The organism is Aquabacterium sp. (assembly GCF_036273115.1).
Classification (GTDB): domain Bacteria; phylum Pseudomonadota; class Gammaproteobacteria; order Burkholderiales; family Burkholderiaceae_C; genus Aquabacterium.
In genome coordinates this window covers 116792-132604 of record NZ_DASUIN010000023.1, presented here as the reverse complement: position 1 = coordinate 132604, position 15813 = coordinate 116792, and the positions used below count along the sequence as shown (strand labels likewise).

Here is a 15813-nt window from a genome sequence, read left to right as displayed (position 1 = left end):
GCGCAGCCATGCCACGTTTCTTCATTGACAGGCCCATCTTTGCCTGGGTGATTGCGCTGTTCATCCTCGTCTTCGGCGGGGTGGCCCTCACCAAATTGCCGATTGCCCAATACCCTACGGTGGCGCCGCCCTCCGTGGTGATCAGTGCCACCTACCCGGGCGCCTCGGCCAAGACGCTGGATGAAAGCGTCATCAGCGTCATTGAGCAAGAGCTCAATGGCTCGCCGGGCCTGGCCTACATGGAATCGGTCAGCCAGGCCAATGGCACCGGCACGATCACCGTGACATTCGAGACCGGCACCAACATCGACCTGGCACAGGTCGACGTACAGAACCGTTTGTCTCGCGCCACGCCTCGCCTGCCCGCCGCGGTCACGCAGCAGGGGGTGAAGGTCGACAAGTCGCGCAGCAACGTGCTGATGTTCGTGATGCTGTCTTCCACCAATCCGGCATTTGATCCGGTGGCCTTGGGTGACTATGCCTCGCGCAACATCCTGCCCGAGCTGCAGCGTGTCACCGGCATCGGTCAGGTCCAGCTGTTCGGCACCGAAAAGGCCATGCGCATCTGGGTCGATCCCGCCAAGCTCGTGTCCTATGGCTTGAGTCTGTCTGAGGTCAATGCGGCGATTCGGGCGCAAAATGCCTTGGTGCCCGCGGGCTCCTTGGGTGACCGCCCCAACCTGATCGACCAGACCATGACCGCCACCGTGGTGGTCAATGGGCAGCTGGAAAGCACCGCGCAGTTCGGCAACATCGTGCTGCGCGCCCGCACCGATGGTTCCACCGTGCGTCTGAAAGACGTGGCCCGCATCGAGCTGGGAGCCCAAACCTACGGCACCTATGCCCGACTGAATGGCAAGCCCGCGCTGGGCATGAGTGTGCAGCTCTCGCCTACCGGCAATGCGCTGGAATCGGCCACCCTGGTCAAGGCCCGCATGGCCGAGTTGAAGAAGTATTTCCCCCAAGGGGTCGATTACTCCTTCCCGTATGACACATCGGGCTTCATCAAGATCTCGATCAGTCAGGTGGTGGAAACCTTGGCCGAGGCCGTGGTGCTGGTGTTCCTGGTGATGTACCTGTTCCTGCAGAACATCCGCTACACCCTGATCCCGACTTTGGTGGTGCCCGTTGCCCTGCTGGGGACGTTTGGGGTCATGGCGGCGGCTGGGTTCTCGATCAACGTGCTGACCATGTTCGGCATGGTGCTGGCCATCGGCATCCTGGTGGACGATGCCATCGTGGTGGTCGAAAACGTCGAGCGCCTGATGGCGCAGGAAGGCTTGTCGCCTTACGAGGCCACCAAGAAGGCCATGGGGCAGATCAGTGGCGCCATCATCGGCATCACCGTGGTGCTGGTGTCGGTGTTCATTCCGATGGCGTTCTTCGCCGGTTCGGTGGGCAACATCTACCGCCAGTTCTCGATGTCGATGGTCGCGTCGATGTTGTTCTCGGCCTTCCTGGCCTTGTCGCTGACGCCGGCGCTGTGCGCCACCTTGCTCAAGCCCGTGCCCGATGACCACCATGAAAAGGGTGGCTTCTTCGGCTGGTTCAACCGCTTCTTCACCTCCACCACGCATGGCTACGAAAACCTGGCGGCCAAGCTGGTGCGCCGTGGTGGTCGCGTGCTCATCATCTACGCATTGATCGTGGGTGCGGTGGGCTGGTTGTATGTGCGCATGCCGTCGGCCTTCCTGCCCAACGAAGACCAGGGCAACCTGATCGTCAACGTGCAGTTGCCCCCGGGCGCGACCGCGCCACGCACCGAAGCCGTCATCTCGCAAGTCGAGGACTACTTCATGAAGCAGCCCGAAGTGCAATCGGTGGTGGGTGTCGTCGGTTTCAGCTTCTCGGGTACCGGCCAGAACGCGGCCCTGGGCTTTGTCACCCTCAAGGACTTCGATGAGCGCAAGGGCGAGGCCCATTCGGCTCAAGCCTTGGCCAAGCGGGCGTTTGGTGCGCTCATGGGCATTCGCGATGCCTTCATCTACCCGCTGAACCCGCCGCCCATTCGCGAGCTGGGCAATGCCACGGGTTTCTCGCTGCGCTTGCAAGACCGTGGCGGCCTGGGTCACGATGCTCTGCTGGGGGCGCGCAACCAGTTGCTGGGCATGCTGCGCGAAAGCAAGATCGTCACCGGGGTGCGTCCTGATGGTCTGGAAGATGCGCCTCAGTTGCAGCTCGACATCGACCGCGACAAGGCCTATGCCTTGGGCGTGAGCTTCGATGCGATCAGTGCCACCTTGTCGACGGCTCTGGGTTCTTCGTACATCAACGACTTTCCCAACCAGGCTCGCTTGCAGCGGGTGGTGGTGCAGGCCGATGCTCAGGCGCGCATGCAGCCCGAGCAGATCCTGCAGATCAACGTGAGCAACAACCAGGGCCAGAGTGTGCCTTTGTCGGCCTTCGTGCGTGCCCGTTGGGTGAGTGGTCAGATGCAGGCCGTGCGCTACAACGGCTACCCCGCCATGCGTTTGGCGGGCGATGCGGCACCCGGTTATTCCACCGGTCAGGCCATGGCCGAAATGGAAGCCCTGGCGGCGAAGTTGCCTCCTGGCATCGGCATCGAATGGACGGGCTTGTCGCGTGAAGAGCAGTTGTCCGGTTCGCAGGCCACCACCTTGCTGGTGTTCTCCTTGCTCGCCGTGTTCCTGTGTCTGGCAGCTCTGTACGAAAGCTGGTCGATTCCGTTTGCGGTGATGCTGGTGGTGCCTCTGGGCATCTTGGGCTCGCTGTTGGGGGCCAATCTGCGTGACCTGCCCAACGACGTGTTCTTCAAGGTGGGCCTGATCACCATCATTGGCTTGTCGGCCAAGAACGCGATCCTGATCATCGAGTTTGCGCGTGAGCTGCAAAGCAAGGGCATGGGCGTGCTGGAGGCCACCTTGCAGGCCTGCCACCTGCGCTTCCGCCCCATCATCATGACCTCGGTGGCGTTCATCCTGGGGGTGTTGCCTCTGGTGGTGTCCACCGGCGCCGGTTCTGCCAGCCAGCGTGCCATTGGCACTGGCGTGATGAGCGGCATGATCGCCGCCACCGTGCTGGCCGTGTTCTTTGTGCCTGTGTTTTTCGTGGTGGTGCGTCGCTTCTTCCCGGCGCGTCCTGCAAACCAGGCCGTGGAGTCGTCTCATGAATAAGTCTTTGCGTTCACTGCTGTCGGTGGTCGCCGTGTCGAGCCTGGCCGCCTGTTCGCTGGCCCCGGTGTATCAACGCCCTGAGTTGGCCGCGCCAGCGCAACTGCCCGGCGATACTGTGGCGAAGCCGGCGTCGTCCGCCTCCGCACCCGCTGTAGCCGAAGTGCCCTGGAAGCAGTACTTCCCAGATGCCCGTCTGCAAGGACTCATCCGTCAGGCCCTGGACAACAACCGTGACCTGCGGGTCGCGGTGCTCAATGTGGACCAGTTGCGTGCGGCGTACCAAATTCAAAATGCCGATCGCTTCCCCACATTGAACGGCACGGTCAGTGGCTCGCGCGGCCCGTCCAATGCGTCGCCTTACCCGCTCACCACCACGGTGACTGGCGGCGTGACTGTGGCTGCTTACGAGCTGGACCTGTTCGGCCGAGTTCGTTCTCTCAGCGAGGCCGCTTCGGCCCAGGTGCTGGCCTCGGAAGAAGCTCGCAAGTCGGCGCACATTGGCCTGGTCGCTTCGGTGGCCAACCAGTACTACGCTTTGTGGGCCGACCGTTGGCAACTGGCGCTGACCGAGCAGACCCTTCGCTCGCGCGAAGAGGCGCTCAAGCTCCTGCAGCTGAAGTTCGACAGCGGTGTGCTCAACGAACTGGACTTGCGTTCGGCCCAATCGCTGGTTGAGGCGGCGCGTATCACCCGGGCTCAGGCCCAGCGCCAGTGGTCGCAAGACCTCAATGCGCTGGCGGTGCTGGTCGGCGGTCCGGTTGCGGCCGACCGCTTGCCACCCGAGCCCCAACTGGATGTGCAGACCCTGGGGCGCAGTGCCGACAGCCAGGGCGCTGCCCAGGCGGTGCTGGCTACCTTGTGGCCCGATCTGAGCGAGTTGCCTGTGGGCTTGTCGTCGGATGTGCTGCTGCAGCGTCCCGACATTGCTCAGGCCGAGCAACAGCTCATTGCGGCCAACGCCAACATCGGTGCCGCACGTGCAGCGCGTTTCCCTCGTATCAGCTTGACCGGCAGCGCTGGCGTCGTCAGCGACTCCCTGTCGGGCCTGTTTGACGATGGTCGCAACGCCTGGACCTTTGCACCTTCTTTGAGCGTGCCCTTGTTTGATGCCGGGCGAGGCAAGGCCGGCGTCGATGCCGCCCTGGTCAAGCGCGACATTGCCGTGGCTCAGTACGACAAAGCTGTGCAAACCGCTTTCAAGGAAGTGGCTGACGCGTTGACTGCGCGCCGCACCTACGCCGAGCAAGCGCAAGCTCAGTTGGCTCAGGCCCAGACTGAAGCTGCGCGCCTGCGCTTGTCGACCTTGCGCTACGAAACCGGCGTGGCCAGCCAGTTGGATCTGCTGGATGCCCAGCGCAGCCTGTTTGCCTCGCAGCAGGCCCTGATTGCTTCGCAATTGGCGCGGCAACAGGCCCACATCGGCGTGTACCGTGCCTTGGGTGGTGGCTGGGTCGAGTCGCAGGAGGGTTCCCAGTCGCGATAATCACGGGTGTGAATACCTCGACTGCCCCTTTGAGCCTGCGCGAGCGCTGGGCCCTGTACCTTGATCTGATCCGCTGGAACCGGCCTCAGGGCTGGTTGCTGCTCCTGTGGCCCACGCTGATGGCCTTGTGGCTGGCGGCGGGGGGCTTTCCGGGGTGGCATCTGCTCATCGTGTTCACGCTGGGCACGATTCTGATGCGCAGTGCGGGCTGTGCGGTCAATGACGTGGCTGACAAAGACTTCGACCGTCACGTCGAGCGCACCGCTCAACGCCCCATCACCAGCGGCAAGCTCTCGGTGAAAGAGTCCCTGGCTGTCGGGGCGGTGCTGGCCCTGGTGTCCTTCGCCTTGGTGCTCACCACCAACCCGTTCACCGTCGGGCTATCGTTCGGGGCGCTGGGCGTCACCATTCTCTACCCCTTCACTAAGCGCTTCTTTTCGATGCCCCAGGCCGTTCTGGGCGTGGCGTTCAGCTTTGGCATCCCCATGGCATTCACCGCCATTCAGAATCAGGTGCCGTCCGTGGTCTGGTGGCTGATGGTGGGCAATCTGGGGTGGGTGTTGGCCTACGACACCGAATACGCCATGGTCGATCGCAATGACGACCTCAAGATCGGCATGCGCACCTCGGCCATCACCCTGGGACGCTTCGATGTGGTCGGCGTGATGGGCTTTTATGCCCTGTGTTTGTTGTGCTGGTTCATGGCTGGCCAGGAAGCCGGTCGCGGCCTGTGGTTCAACCTGTCGTTGTTGGCGGCTGGGGCGCAGGCCCTGTGGCACGGCTGGCTCATCAAGGGGCGTGAACGGATGGCCTGCTTCAAGGCCTTCCGCTTGAATCACTGGCTGGGGCTGACCGTGTGGGTGGGCCTGGTGGTTGACACGGCCCTGGCTCGTTGATGCCCGAACCAGGGTACGGCGACACCGAATCTCACCGCCCGAACTCGTCACCCAACTCGCCAGCGCGCTTTTGCGCTGCACGCATGGCCTGAACAAAGGCGGCTTTCACGCCCGAGTCTTCCATGCTGGTCAAGGCCGCATAAGTGGTGCCGCCTTTGGAGGTCACGCGTTCGCGCAGCACGGCAGGGCTTTCGCTCGATTGGGTGGCCAGGGTGGTGGCGCCCCCGAAGGTGGCCAGCGCCAACTGGCGGCCTTGCTCGGCGCTCAGGCCCATGTCCTGCGCTGCCTGCATCATGCCTTCGATGAAATAGAACACGTAAGCAGGGCCCGAGCCGGACAGGGCGGTCACCGCGTCCAGATCGGCTTCCTGTTTGACCCACATGGCTTGTCCGGTGGGTTCCACCATGCGCTCAATTTGCTGTCGCTCTGATTCGCTCACCTCGGGGCGGGCAAACAGGCCGGTCATACCCTGGCCGACCAGGGCCGGGGTATTGGGCATGGCCCGCACGATGCGCGGCGTGCCCAGCAGGCGGGCGATGTCGTCGGTACGCAGGCCGGCCATCACGCTGTAGTGCAGTGCATTGCCAGTCAACGCGGCGTAGGTCTGGGCCGCATCCTTGAATTGCTGGGGCTTGACGGCCCACACCACGGTTTGCGCCTGTTGCAGGTTGGCTTGCGGGCCTTCTGCCGTTTGCACGCCCAGCGTCTCAGTCAGACGCTGGCGTTGCTCGGCCACCGGGTCAATGACCAGAATGGACGAAGGGACGCGACCTTGCCGCAGCAGGCCGCCAATGATGGCGGTGGCCATGTTGCCGCCGCCGATGAATGCGATGTCGATCGAAGTACTCATGGGCCCAATCATGCCTGAACCACGCCAGCCTGCCGCCGAGGCGGTCACCGGTGGCCAAAAATGGCGGTGCCAATGCGAACCAGGGTGGCGCCTTCTTCCACCGCGGCTTCCAGGTCATTGCTCATGCCCATCGACAGGGTGTCCACAGCCAGTCCAGCAGCGCGCCACTGCTCGAACAGCGTGCGCACCAGACGCAGAGCGGCGTGTTGCACGGCGGGGTCGGGGCTAGGGGCGGGTAGGGCCATGATCCCGCGCAGGGTCAGTCTCGGCAACTGAGCCACAGCCTGAGCCAAAGCCAGTGATTCCTCGGGCGCGCAGCCGCTCTTGCTGTCTTCCCCGCTGGTGTTCACTTGCACGCACACCTGCAAGGGCGGCAGGTGTGTGGGGCGCTGTTCACTCAGGCGCTGGGCAATTTTCAGTCGATCGACTGTGTGGACCCAATCAAATGCCTCGGCCACAGGCCGGGTTTTGTTGCTTTGCAGCGGCCCGATCAGGTGCCATTCCAGTTCGGAGCGAATATCCGACAGGGTGGCAATCTTGTCGAGCGCCTCCTGAACGTAGTTTTCTCCAAACAGTTTTTGCCCCGCGTTGAATGCTTCACGCACATTCTCCGCAGGAAATGTCTTGCTGACCGCCAGCAGCGTCACACTGGTCACTTCGCGGTGAACCTTCAAACAAGCCTGGGAAATACGGTTTCTAACGAGTTGTAGGTTGTTTGCGATCGTCGCCATAATGGTCCGTCGAGGATTTCTCTAGCCGAATATCATCCATGGATATCACCCAACTGCTCGCGTTCTCGGTCAAAAACAAGGCATCTGACTTGCACTTGTCTGCAGGCCTGCCCCCCATGATTCGCGTGCACGGCGATGTCCGGCGCATCAACGTCGACGCCCTGGACCACAAGCAGGTCCACGACATGGTGTACGACATCATGAACGACTCGCAGCGCAAGCACTACGAAGAAACGCTGGAGTGCGACTTCTCGTTCGAAATTCAGGGCCTGGCCCGTTTCCGGGTCAACGCGTTCAATCAGAACCGTGGTGCGGGCGCCGTGTTCCGGACCATTCCGTCCAAGATCCTGACTTTGGAGCAGCTCAATGCACCCAAGGTCTTTCAGGATCTCGCGCTGAAACCGCGTGGCCTGGTGCTGGTCACCGGCCCCACCGGTTCGGGTAAATCGACGACCCTGGCGGGCATGGTCAATCACCTGAACGAAACCGAATACGGTCACATCCTCACGGTAGAAGACCCCATCGAATTCGTGCACGAATCGAAGAAGTGCCTGATCAACCAGCGCGAAGTCGGTCCGCACACCATGAGTTTTGCCAACGCTTTGCGTTCGGCCTTGCGTGAAGACCCCGACGCCATCCTCGTGGGTGAAATGCGTGACCTGGAAACCATTCGCCTGGCTTTGACCGCCGCCGAAACCGGTCACTTGGTGTTTGGCACCTTGCACACCTCCAGCGCTGCCAAGACCATCGACCGCGTGGTCGACGTGTTCCCCGCAGCCGAAAAGGACATGGTTCGCGCCATGTTGTCAGAGTCCTTGCAAGCGGTCATTTCGCAAACGCTGTGCAAGACCAAAGACGGGCAGGGGCGGGTTGCCGCCCACGAAATCATGGTCGGCACCGCGGCCATCCGTAACCTGATTCGCGAAAACAAGATCGCGCAGATGTACTCGGCCATCCAGACCGGTAATGCCCAGGGCATGCAGACGCTGGACCAAAACCTGGCCGATCTGGTGCGTCGCAATGTGATTTCGCCGGCTGAGGCGCGCGCCAAGGCCAAGTTCCCAGAAAACTTCCCAGGCTGACATGAAACGACTGCTGGACCGATTCGTATCAGGCGTCTCTTCGGCGTCGAACACCCGCCCGGGCGATCTCGGCAGCGCGCGGCCCACCCAGCCGCAAGCCGACGACGAGGGCTTTTTTGCCACCCAGTTCCTGGAGCGACCCGAGCAAGCTCGTGCCACGTCGGCCTGGACGGCTCGGGCTTTGGCTGTGGGGGCGCATGCGCTCGAACCCGCACATGGTCTGGAGCTGCTGCTCAAAGCCTGGGGCAGCGATGCGCTGATGGCCTCGCTCAGCAACGAAGACCGTCGCAAGCTGCTCGACCACCTCGACTTCATTTCAGTGCCCCCTGGGCGCGAGCTCATCCAGCAAGACGAAAAAGGCGATTACGCTTTGATCGTGCTGGAAGGGCTGGTGGCGGTTGACCGTGTGCAGCCCACCGGCGCGCGTGCGCGACTGGCTGAAGCACGCGAGGGCGATGTCCTGGGTGAAATGTCTCTGCTGGATGCGGGGGCCCGTTTCGCGTCTTGTATGACCCTGAGCCGTTGCTCCATCGCCGTCCTCACCAGTGGGGCGCTGGATGAGTTGGCCATCGAAGAGCCGCGCCTGGGCATGGCCCTGATGGCCTCGACTGCGCGCCGCTTGTCCCTGCGCATGCGACAACTCAGTGCGCGACTCGGCGCTTTGCTGGCGGCGGGCTGAACCGATCAGCTGATCTCAGCATCCATTTTTTAAGGACGGTGCGATGGAACGCGACCAGGCTTCGAAATTCATCAACGATCTGCTGCGCCTGTTGGTGGCGCGCGGCGGCTCCGATCTGTTCCTGACGGCCGATTTCCCGCCTGCGATCAAAGTCGATGGCAAAGTGACCAAGGTGTCGCCTCAGCCGCTCACCGCGCAGCACACCATTTCGCTGGCGCGTGCGGTCATGAATGACAAGCAGGCCGCCGAGTTCGAGCGCACCAAAGAGTGCAACTTCGCGATCTCGCCCGGCGGCATCGGGCGCTTCCGGGTCAATGCCTTCGTGCAGCAAGGTTGCATCGGCATGGTCATGCGGGTCATTCCGCAGCAGTTGCCCACCGTCGATGGCCTGGGCCTGCCTCAGATCCTCAAGGAAGTCGTCATGGCCAAGCGGGGCTTGCTCATCCTGGTGGGGGCCACCGGGTCGGGCAAGTCGACCACGCTGGCGGCCATGGTGGACCACCGCAACGAAAACTCCTACGGCCACATCATCACCATCGAAGACCCGGTCGAATTTGTTCATCCACACAAGAACTGCATCGTCACGCAGCGTGAAGTGGGCATCGATACCGATGGTTGGGAAATGGCCTTGAAGAACACCCTTCGCCAAGCTCCCGACGTCATCCTGATGGGGGAAATTCGCGATCGCGAGACCATGGAACACGCCGTGGCCTTCGCCGAAACCGGTCACCTGTGCATGGCCACCCTGCACGCCAACAGCGCCAACCAGGCGCTCGACCGCATCATCAACTTCTTCCCTGAAGAGCGTCGGGCTCAGTTGCTGATGGACCTGTCCTTGAATCTGCGCGGCCTCGTGTCCCAGCGTCTGTTGCCTCGCCAGGAAGGCAAGGGCCGGGTCGCTGCGGTCGAGATCTTGCTCAACACCCCCTTGGTGTCCGACCTGATCTTCAAGGGTGAAGTGGGTGAAATCAAAGAGATCATGAAGAAGTCGCGTGAGCAGGGCATGCAAACCTTCGACCAGGCGCTGTACGACCTTTACGAAGGCAATTACGTCACGTACGAAGATGCGCTGCGCAACGCCGACTCCATCAACGACCTGCGCCTGCAGATCAAGCTCAACAGCCAGCGCGCCCGCAATCAGGATCTGTCTGCCGGCACCGAGCATCTCCAGATCGTCTGATCTGCCAGAATCGGTGTCCTGCGTCGCCCCCTCTGTCGGCGACCTGAAGGACACCGATGATTGCCTCCCGACCCTACGACGCCACCCCCGCTCGCCGCATCGCCTTCATCGGCCTGGGCACCATGGGGGCCCCGATGGCCGCGCACCTCGCGCGTGCAGGGCATGCCGTGACTGTTTACAACCGGACCGCAGCCAAAGCGCAAGCCTGGGCGGCTGAGTTTGGGGGGCGTGTCGCCTTGTCTCCGGCCGAAGCGGCTGAAGGCGCTGACCTGGTCATCACCTGTGTGGGCAATGACGACGACTTGCGCCAAGTCTGCGTCGGGCCTGACGGGGCCTTCCAGCGCATGCCTGCGGGTGCCGTTCTGGTTGATCACACCACCACGTCGGCGCAAGTGGCCCGAGAGTTGGCGCAGCAAGCCTCAAACCAGGGCCTGCACTTCATCGATGCCCCGGTTTCCGGTGGCAACCTCGGGGCCATCAACGGCGTGCTCACCGTCATGTGTGGCGGCGAGTCCGATGCATTTGACCGGATTCGACCTGTGGTGATGGCCTACGCTCGGGCTGTCACCTTGCTGGGTGAGGCGGGGGCTGGGCAGTTGGCCAAAATGGTCAATCAAATCAGCGTGGCTGGCTTGCTGCAAGGCTTGGCCGAGGCCCTGGCCTTCGGTCAGAAAGCCGGGCTCGATATGCACAAGGTGCTCGAAGTCATCTCACAAGGTGCCGCCACCAGTTGGCAAATGCAGAACCGTGGCCCCACCATGATCGACGACCGCTTTGATTTTGGTTTTGCCGTGGACTGGATGCGCAAAGACCTGGGCTTGTGTCTTGACGAAGCTCGCAGGCAAGGCGCAACCCTCCCGACCACGGCCTTGATCGACCAGTTCTATGCCGACATCCAGGCGCAAGGCGGCGGTCGCTGGGATACCTCCAGCCTCATTCGCCGCCTGCGCTGAGTCCGCTCAGCTCGGCTCGGCTCAGGGCTGCGCTGGCGGCAGCGGCTGCACCTGCACCGGGTCAGCCGGCGACAACGGGGTGGTGGTGGCGCCCGGGGCCGCTGGGGTCGGGGTAGGCGAGGTCGACGGCGTCGTGCTGTTCAGGGGCACTCCGTTGAGGCGAGTGGGCGCTGGCAACTTGTTGGCCAGTTCGTTTTCCGTCAGGATCTGGAACACCTTCACCACCCGGCGCACGCCCTTGATGGTGGCGATCAGCTCCGAAGCACGCTTGGCTTCGCGCTCGGTCACCATGCCCATCATGTAGACCTCACCGCGCTCCACCACCACCTTGTAGGCGTTGGACACCAGGTCGGGGGCATCCACCAGGGTGGCGCGTACCTTCGTCGCCAGCACGATGTCATTGCCGCGAGTCGAGATCGAGGACGCGGGCATCACCGCAATCTCGTTGATCACCCCGTTCAGATTCTCAATGCCTTGAACGGCCTGCTCGGCGGCGGCGCGCTCCGCTTCCGTTGGCACTTCGCCAGTCAGCAGCAACAGGCGGTTGTAGGCATTGGCATTCACATGTCCCTTTTCGCTGACCACATCACGAAGCCGATTGCCGGCCTTCAGCTCAATGGTCTGGTCTTCCACTTGTGTGCCCGAGGTGCGGCGATCGGTCGCCATGAAGGCGCCACCAGCGGCCGTGCCCAGCACGAGCGGGGCGCACCCCGACAAGGAACCCACCACCATCAGGCCGGCGGCCCAACGCGAGGCAGAACGTGTCCACATTTGATTCATCATGAGCCTTGCTCTCCAAGCAAATACGTATCCACGGCCGCGCACAGGCCATGCAGCCCCATCCAGGCCATGGCAAACAGTTGAGCCGTCTGAGTTCCCGGAACGGGCACCCACACATCGGTATCCCGCAGCAAGGGGCCGACCACTGCTGCAGCCTCACCGGTGAACGCCACCAGAATCAGATCCAGGTCGCGCGCCACTTCCGTGGCCGCCACCAGATCAGGCGAATCCGTTTCCAGCGAAAACACCAGCCACACGTCCCCCGGGTGGCCCAAGGCCTGAACCTGCTGAGCCAAAGTCGGCTGCAATTCGTGTGTGGGGTTGGACAAGGCCAAAGCCGACAGAGGTGGGCGCTCACGCCCGCGACCCCGGACCAGCACGCCCGCGGCTTGCTGTGCCAGCCATCCTGCTTCGGCGTCGCCAGCGCAAATCACCTTGCCGCCGGTCGTCACGGTATGCACGATCGCCTGCGCGGCGAAATTCAATTGTTGCGCCAGCCGATCGGACGACTGGTACAGCAGATCAGCCATCTCCAAAAACGGCTGCTGCAGATAGGGCTGAAAAGACGCTTCCGACATGGCGCGGATGATAAGCCCAATGCAACGCCAATTCGGTGGGGCTGAATCGGTCCCGGTCCCCCCATTCAGCTGGCATCAAATGCCGCGGGGATCCAGTTCAGCGCTTCGCCATCGATGGCCACCACATCGAAGCGGCAAGGCGGCCAAGGGTGCACAGACTGCAAATAGTGTCGCGCTCCTCTGATGCAACGCAACTGCTTGCCTCGGCCCACTGACGCCGCCGCTCCGCCATGGTCGCTGTTGGCTCGCGCACGCACCTCCACAAAGACCAAGGTCCCATCGGATGCCCGCATGATCAAGTCCACCTCGGCGCCTGGCGCGCCTGGGCCTCGGGCCACCCGATAATTGCGCTCTACCAATACCAAGCCGCGCGTTTGCAGATACGCCAATGCGCGGTCCTCCGCCTCATCGCCCCGGGATTTTGTTGTGACCTTCGATGCCAAATCGCTGCTCCAGGCAGCCGCCAACGTCGCTGCCGGCCAGCAGTATCCCAAAGGTGCGCTCTATCTCGTGGCCACCCCCATCGGCAATCTGGCTGACATCACCCTGCGTGCCGTTCAGGTGTTGCAACTCGCCGACCTCGTCGCCTGCGAAGACACGCGCGTCACGGGGCAATTCCTCCGCCATCTGGGCTTGGACAAAAAATTGGTCGCCCTGCACCAGCACAACGAAGTCGGCGGCGCTCAGCAGCTCCTGGGGCAACTCCAGGCTGGCGCACGCATTGCCTACGTCAGCGATGCCGGCACGCCAGCCGTGTCCGATCCTGGCGCTCATCTGGTCAGCGTCGCCCAGTCGGCGGGCATTCAGGTCATCCCCCTGCCTGGGGCCAGCAGCGTCACCACCGCCGTCAGCGCGGCTGGCGACACCCTGGCCCAAGGCTTTCGCTTCCTCGGTTTTCTGCCCGCCAAAGGCGTCGCCCGCCAGACGGCCCTGCGTGAAGCACTCATACCCGGGTGCAGCCTGGTCCTGTTCGAGGCCCCGCATCGCATCGAGGCTTTGGCGCGGGACCTGATCGAGGTGCTGCCCCAAGGTCGCGTCACCCTGTGTCGTGAGCTGACCAAGCAGTTTGAAGAGATCGACACCATCGACATCTCACTCATGCCGGCCTGGTTGCAAGCCAACCCACACCGGCAACGCGGTGAATTTGTCCTGGTGGTTCACGCCCAGCCGGCGCGCGACGATGCCGCCACCTTGACCCCAGCTCAGGCTGAGTTGCTCAAGGCCTTGTCCACCCACTTGCCCGTCAAGCAGGCAGCCGGTCTCGTGGCCGACGTCACCGGCTTGCCGCGCAAGGCGCTATACGAGCAAGCCCTCCAGTGGCGGCAGGAACAACCCTGATGGCGGTTTTGCCTCAGCACTCACGCCAACAGGGCCAAATGTCTACAATGGTCCCATGATCGCCGTCGAAGCCACCCTTGCCCGCCTGCAGACCGCCCGTGAGCTCCTGCTCGCCCCTTACGGTCTGGATGAATCCACTCTGCTCAAAGCGCTCAAAGTCATCACCCAGCACAGGGTAGACGACGCGGACTTGTACTTTCAGTACACCCGCAGCGAAGGATGGAGTCTGGAAGAGGGCATCGTCAAATCGGGCAGCTTCGGCATCGACCAGGGGGTGGGCGTGCGCGCCATCGCTGGCGAAAAAACCGCCTTCGCCTACTCCGACGACATTTCTGAAGCCGCCTTGCTCGACGCGGCGCGCACCGTTCGCACCATCGCAGCAGCCGGACAAAGTCGCCGCATCAAGGTGGATGCCCACCGCGTCGCCGGCAGCCGCAGCCTGTATCCCTCGTTCGACCCCATCGCCTCGCTCGACAGCGCCGCCAAAGTGGCTTTGCTCGAAGACGTCGAGCGCCGCGCCCGTGCTAAAGACCCACGCGTGTCCCAGGTCATGGCGGGTTTGGGGTGCGAATACGACGTCATCCTCGTCGCTCGTGCCGACGGCACCCTCGCGGCCGACGTCCGCCCTTTGATTCGCCTGTCCCTCACCGTGATTGCCGAACAGAACGGCCGCCGCGAGGTCGGCTCCAGCGGTGGCGGTGGGCGCCACAACCTGTCCTACTTCACGCCTGAACTCACCCAGAAATACGTCGACCAGGCCGTTCATGCAGCCTTGGTCAACCTCGAGTCTCGTCCGGCCCCTGCGGGCGAGATGACTGTCGTCCTGGGCAACGGCTGGCCCGGCATCCTCTTGCACGAGGCCGTTGGCCACGGGCTGGAGGGCGACTTCAATCGCAAAGGCTCCAGTGTGTTTTCCGGTCGCGTGGGCCAGCAGGTCGCGGCCAAAGGTGTCACCGTGCTCGACGACGGCACCCTGCCTGATCGCCGAGGCTCGCTCAATGTGGACGACGAAGGCCACGCCACCCAACGAACGGTCCTGATTGAAGATGGCATCTTGCGTGGCTACATGCAAGACGCCACCAATGCCCGCCTTATGAAAGTGGCCCCCACCGGCAACGGTCGCCGCGAAAGCTATGCGCACCTGCCCATGCCTCGCATGACCAACACCTACATGCTTGCCGGTGACAAAGACCCTCAGGAAATCATCGCCTCGATCGATCGCGGCTTGTATGCCGTGAATTTCGGCGGCGGTCAGGTCGACATCACCAGCGGCAAGTTCGTCTTCTCGGCCTCAGAAGCTTACTGGGTCGAAAACGGCAAGATCCAGTACCCCGTCAAGGGGGCCACCCTCATTGGCAACGGCCCCGAGGCCATGACCCGTGTCAGCATGATCGGCAACGATCTCGCCCTTGATAGTGGGGTAGGAACCTGCGGCAAAGAGGGGCAGAGCGTGCCTGTTGGGGTTGGCCAGCCCACGTTGCGCATCGACGGCCTGACCGTCGGTGGCACAGCCTGAAATAGTTGTTGACATCAATTTGCGAAGTCGTGCATAATGCAAGGCTTCGCTGATTGATCCTTTGTTTTCAGCCCAAAGCCCTCGGTTTGACGTCGTTTGTCAGGCTGCTGTGGTGGGAAACCGGAAAACAGAGAGTCCTTCAGATCCGCCCGTTCTACGGGCCCAAGACTGACCGTCCGTTGTTGTGCAGTGGTTTGTGCAGCCGGTCGGGCCAAGTTGGGGTACACCATGATCCAAATGCAATCGCGACTTGACGTCGCTGACAACACGGGTGCTAAGAGCGTCATGTGCATCAAGGTGCTCGGTGGCTCAAAGCGTCGTTACGCCGGTATCGGCGACATCATCAAGGTCAGCATCAAAGAAGCTGCACCTCGTGGCCGCGTCAAGAAGGGCGAGGTCTACAGCGCTGTGGTCGTCCGCACTGCTAAGGGCGTTCGTCGTCAAGACGGCTCCCTGGTTAAGTTCGACGGTAATGCCGCCGTGCTGCTCAACGCCAAGCTGGAGCCAATCGGCACCCGCATCTTCGGCCCAGTTACGCGTGAACTGCGTACTGAGCGCTTCATGAAGATCGTTTCGCTGGCTCCCGAGGTTCTGTAATCCCTCGGCGCAACGC

General features: G+C 62.7%; 15 protein-coding genes. 10 read left to right on the top strand and 5 right to left on the bottom strand.

Translation table 11 applies throughout. The features are described 5' to 3' along the window. Positions 1–8 precede the first annotated feature (8 nt). Genes VFW72_RS09585 through ubiA form a run of 3 tightly spaced genes read left to right on the top strand, consistent with a single transcriptional unit; the run spans position 9 to position 5513 of the window. Positions 9–3134, top strand: coding sequence for an efflux RND transporter permease subunit (locus VFW72_RS09585; protein ID WP_329674062.1), 3126 nt, complete (start codon positions 9–11; stop codon positions 3132–3134). After that, the gene (locus VFW72_RS09580; RefSeq protein ID WP_329674061.1) at positions 3127–4617 is read left to right on the top strand and encodes an efflux transporter outer membrane subunit; all 1491 of its coding nucleotides are present in this window, start codon (positions 3127–3129) and stop codon (positions 4615–4617) included. The genes VFW72_RS09585 and VFW72_RS09580 overlap by 8 nt, the downstream gene beginning before the upstream one ends. Positions 4618–4625: 8 nt before the next feature. After that, on the top strand, positions 4626–5513 hold the full coding sequence (ubiA, locus tag VFW72_RS09575; protein ID WP_329674060.1) for a 4-hydroxybenzoate octaprenyltransferase: 888 nt from the start codon (positions 4626–4628) through the stop codon (positions 5511–5513). 31 nt (positions 5514–5544) lie between these two features. Here the strand turns inward: ubiA and proC are convergent, their stop codons facing one another. Together proC and VFW72_RS09565 are read right to left on the bottom strand one after the other, a co-directional pair. After that, positions 5545–6363 (bottom strand): pyrroline-5-carboxylate reductase, encoded by an 819-nt coding sequence (proC, locus tag VFW72_RS09570; RefSeq protein ID WP_329674059.1) that lies wholly within the window; start codon positions 6361–6363, stop codon positions 5545–5547. Positions 6364–6407: 44 nt separating this feature from the next. Further along, positions 6408–7094 (bottom strand): YggS family pyridoxal phosphate-dependent enzyme, encoded by a 687-nt coding sequence (locus tag VFW72_RS09565; RefSeq protein WP_329674058.1) that lies wholly within the window; start codon positions 7092–7094, stop codon positions 6408–6410. A gap of 38 nt (positions 7095–7132) precedes the next feature. Between VFW72_RS09565 and VFW72_RS09560 the strand changes: the two genes are divergently transcribed. From VFW72_RS09560 to VFW72_RS09545, 4 genes are read left to right on the top strand one after another with little or no spacing between them, the layout of a single operon-like run. After that, positions 7133–8176, top strand: a complete 1044-nt coding sequence (locus tag VFW72_RS09560) for a type IV pilus twitching motility protein PilT (protein WP_329674057.1) — start codon at positions 7133–7135, stop codon at positions 8174–8176. A 1-nt stretch (position 8177) separates the two neighbouring features. Then, positions 8178–8855, top strand: a complete 678-nt coding sequence (locus VFW72_RS09555) for a Crp/Fnr family transcriptional regulator (RefSeq protein ID WP_329674056.1) — start codon at positions 8178–8180, stop codon at positions 8853–8855. Between the two features lie 43 nt (positions 8856–8898). After that, the gene (locus VFW72_RS09550; RefSeq protein ID WP_329674055.1) at positions 8899–10035 is read left to right on the top strand and encodes a PilT/PilU family type 4a pilus ATPase; all 1137 of its coding nucleotides are present in this window, start codon (positions 8899–8901) and stop codon (positions 10033–10035) included. Positions 10036–10091: 56 nt separating this feature from the next. Then, positions 10092–10988 (top strand): NAD(P)-dependent oxidoreductase, encoded by an 897-nt coding sequence (locus tag VFW72_RS09545; protein WP_329674054.1) that lies wholly within the window; start codon positions 10092–10094, stop codon positions 10986–10988. Between the two features lie 21 nt (positions 10989–11009). Here the strand turns inward: VFW72_RS09545 and VFW72_RS09540 are convergent, their stop codons facing one another. The 3 genes from VFW72_RS09540 to VFW72_RS09530 all read right to left on the bottom strand — a co-directional run bounded on the left by VFW72_RS09540 (position 11010) and on the right by VFW72_RS09530 (position 12813). Further along, positions 11010–11759, bottom strand: coding sequence for a BON domain-containing protein (locus VFW72_RS09540; RefSeq protein WP_329674053.1), 750 nt, complete (start codon positions 11757–11759; stop codon positions 11010–11012). Between the two features lie 8 nt (positions 11760–11767). After that, positions 11768–12346 carry an SIS domain-containing protein gene (locus tag VFW72_RS09535; RefSeq protein WP_329674052.1) on the bottom strand — a complete coding sequence of 193 codons (579 nt, stop codon included), beginning with the start codon at positions 12344–12346 and terminating at the stop codon, positions 11768–11770. Positions 12347–12411: 65 nt separating this feature from the next. Next, positions 12412–12813, bottom strand: a complete 402-nt coding sequence (locus VFW72_RS09530; RefSeq protein ID WP_329674051.1) for a YraN family protein — start codon at positions 12811–12813, stop codon at positions 12412–12414. Here VFW72_RS09530 and rsmI point away from each other — a divergent pair. The 3 genes from rsmI to rplN all read left to right on the top strand — a co-directional run bounded on the left by rsmI (position 12773) and on the right by rplN (position 15797). Continuing rightward, positions 12773–13684: a 16S rRNA (cytidine(1402)-2'-O)-methyltransferase gene (gene rsmI, locus VFW72_RS09525; RefSeq protein WP_329674050.1), complete on the top strand. Its 912-nt coding sequence runs from the start codon at positions 12773–12775 to the stop codon at positions 13682–13684. The two genes, VFW72_RS09530 and rsmI, sit on opposite strands and share 41 nt — an antisense overlap. A 55-nt stretch (positions 13685–13739) precedes the next feature. Continuing rightward, positions 13740–15200, top strand: coding sequence for a metalloprotease TldD (gene tldD, locus VFW72_RS09520; RefSeq protein WP_329674049.1), 1461 nt, complete (start codon positions 13740–13742; stop codon positions 15198–15200). Positions 15201–15428: 228 nt separating this feature from the next. After that, positions 15429–15797 (top strand): 50S ribosomal protein L14, encoded by a 369-nt coding sequence (gene rplN / locus VFW72_RS09515; RefSeq protein WP_088286487.1) that lies wholly within the window; start codon positions 15429–15431, stop codon positions 15795–15797. The last annotated feature ends 16 nt before the right edge of the window (positions 15798–15813 follow it).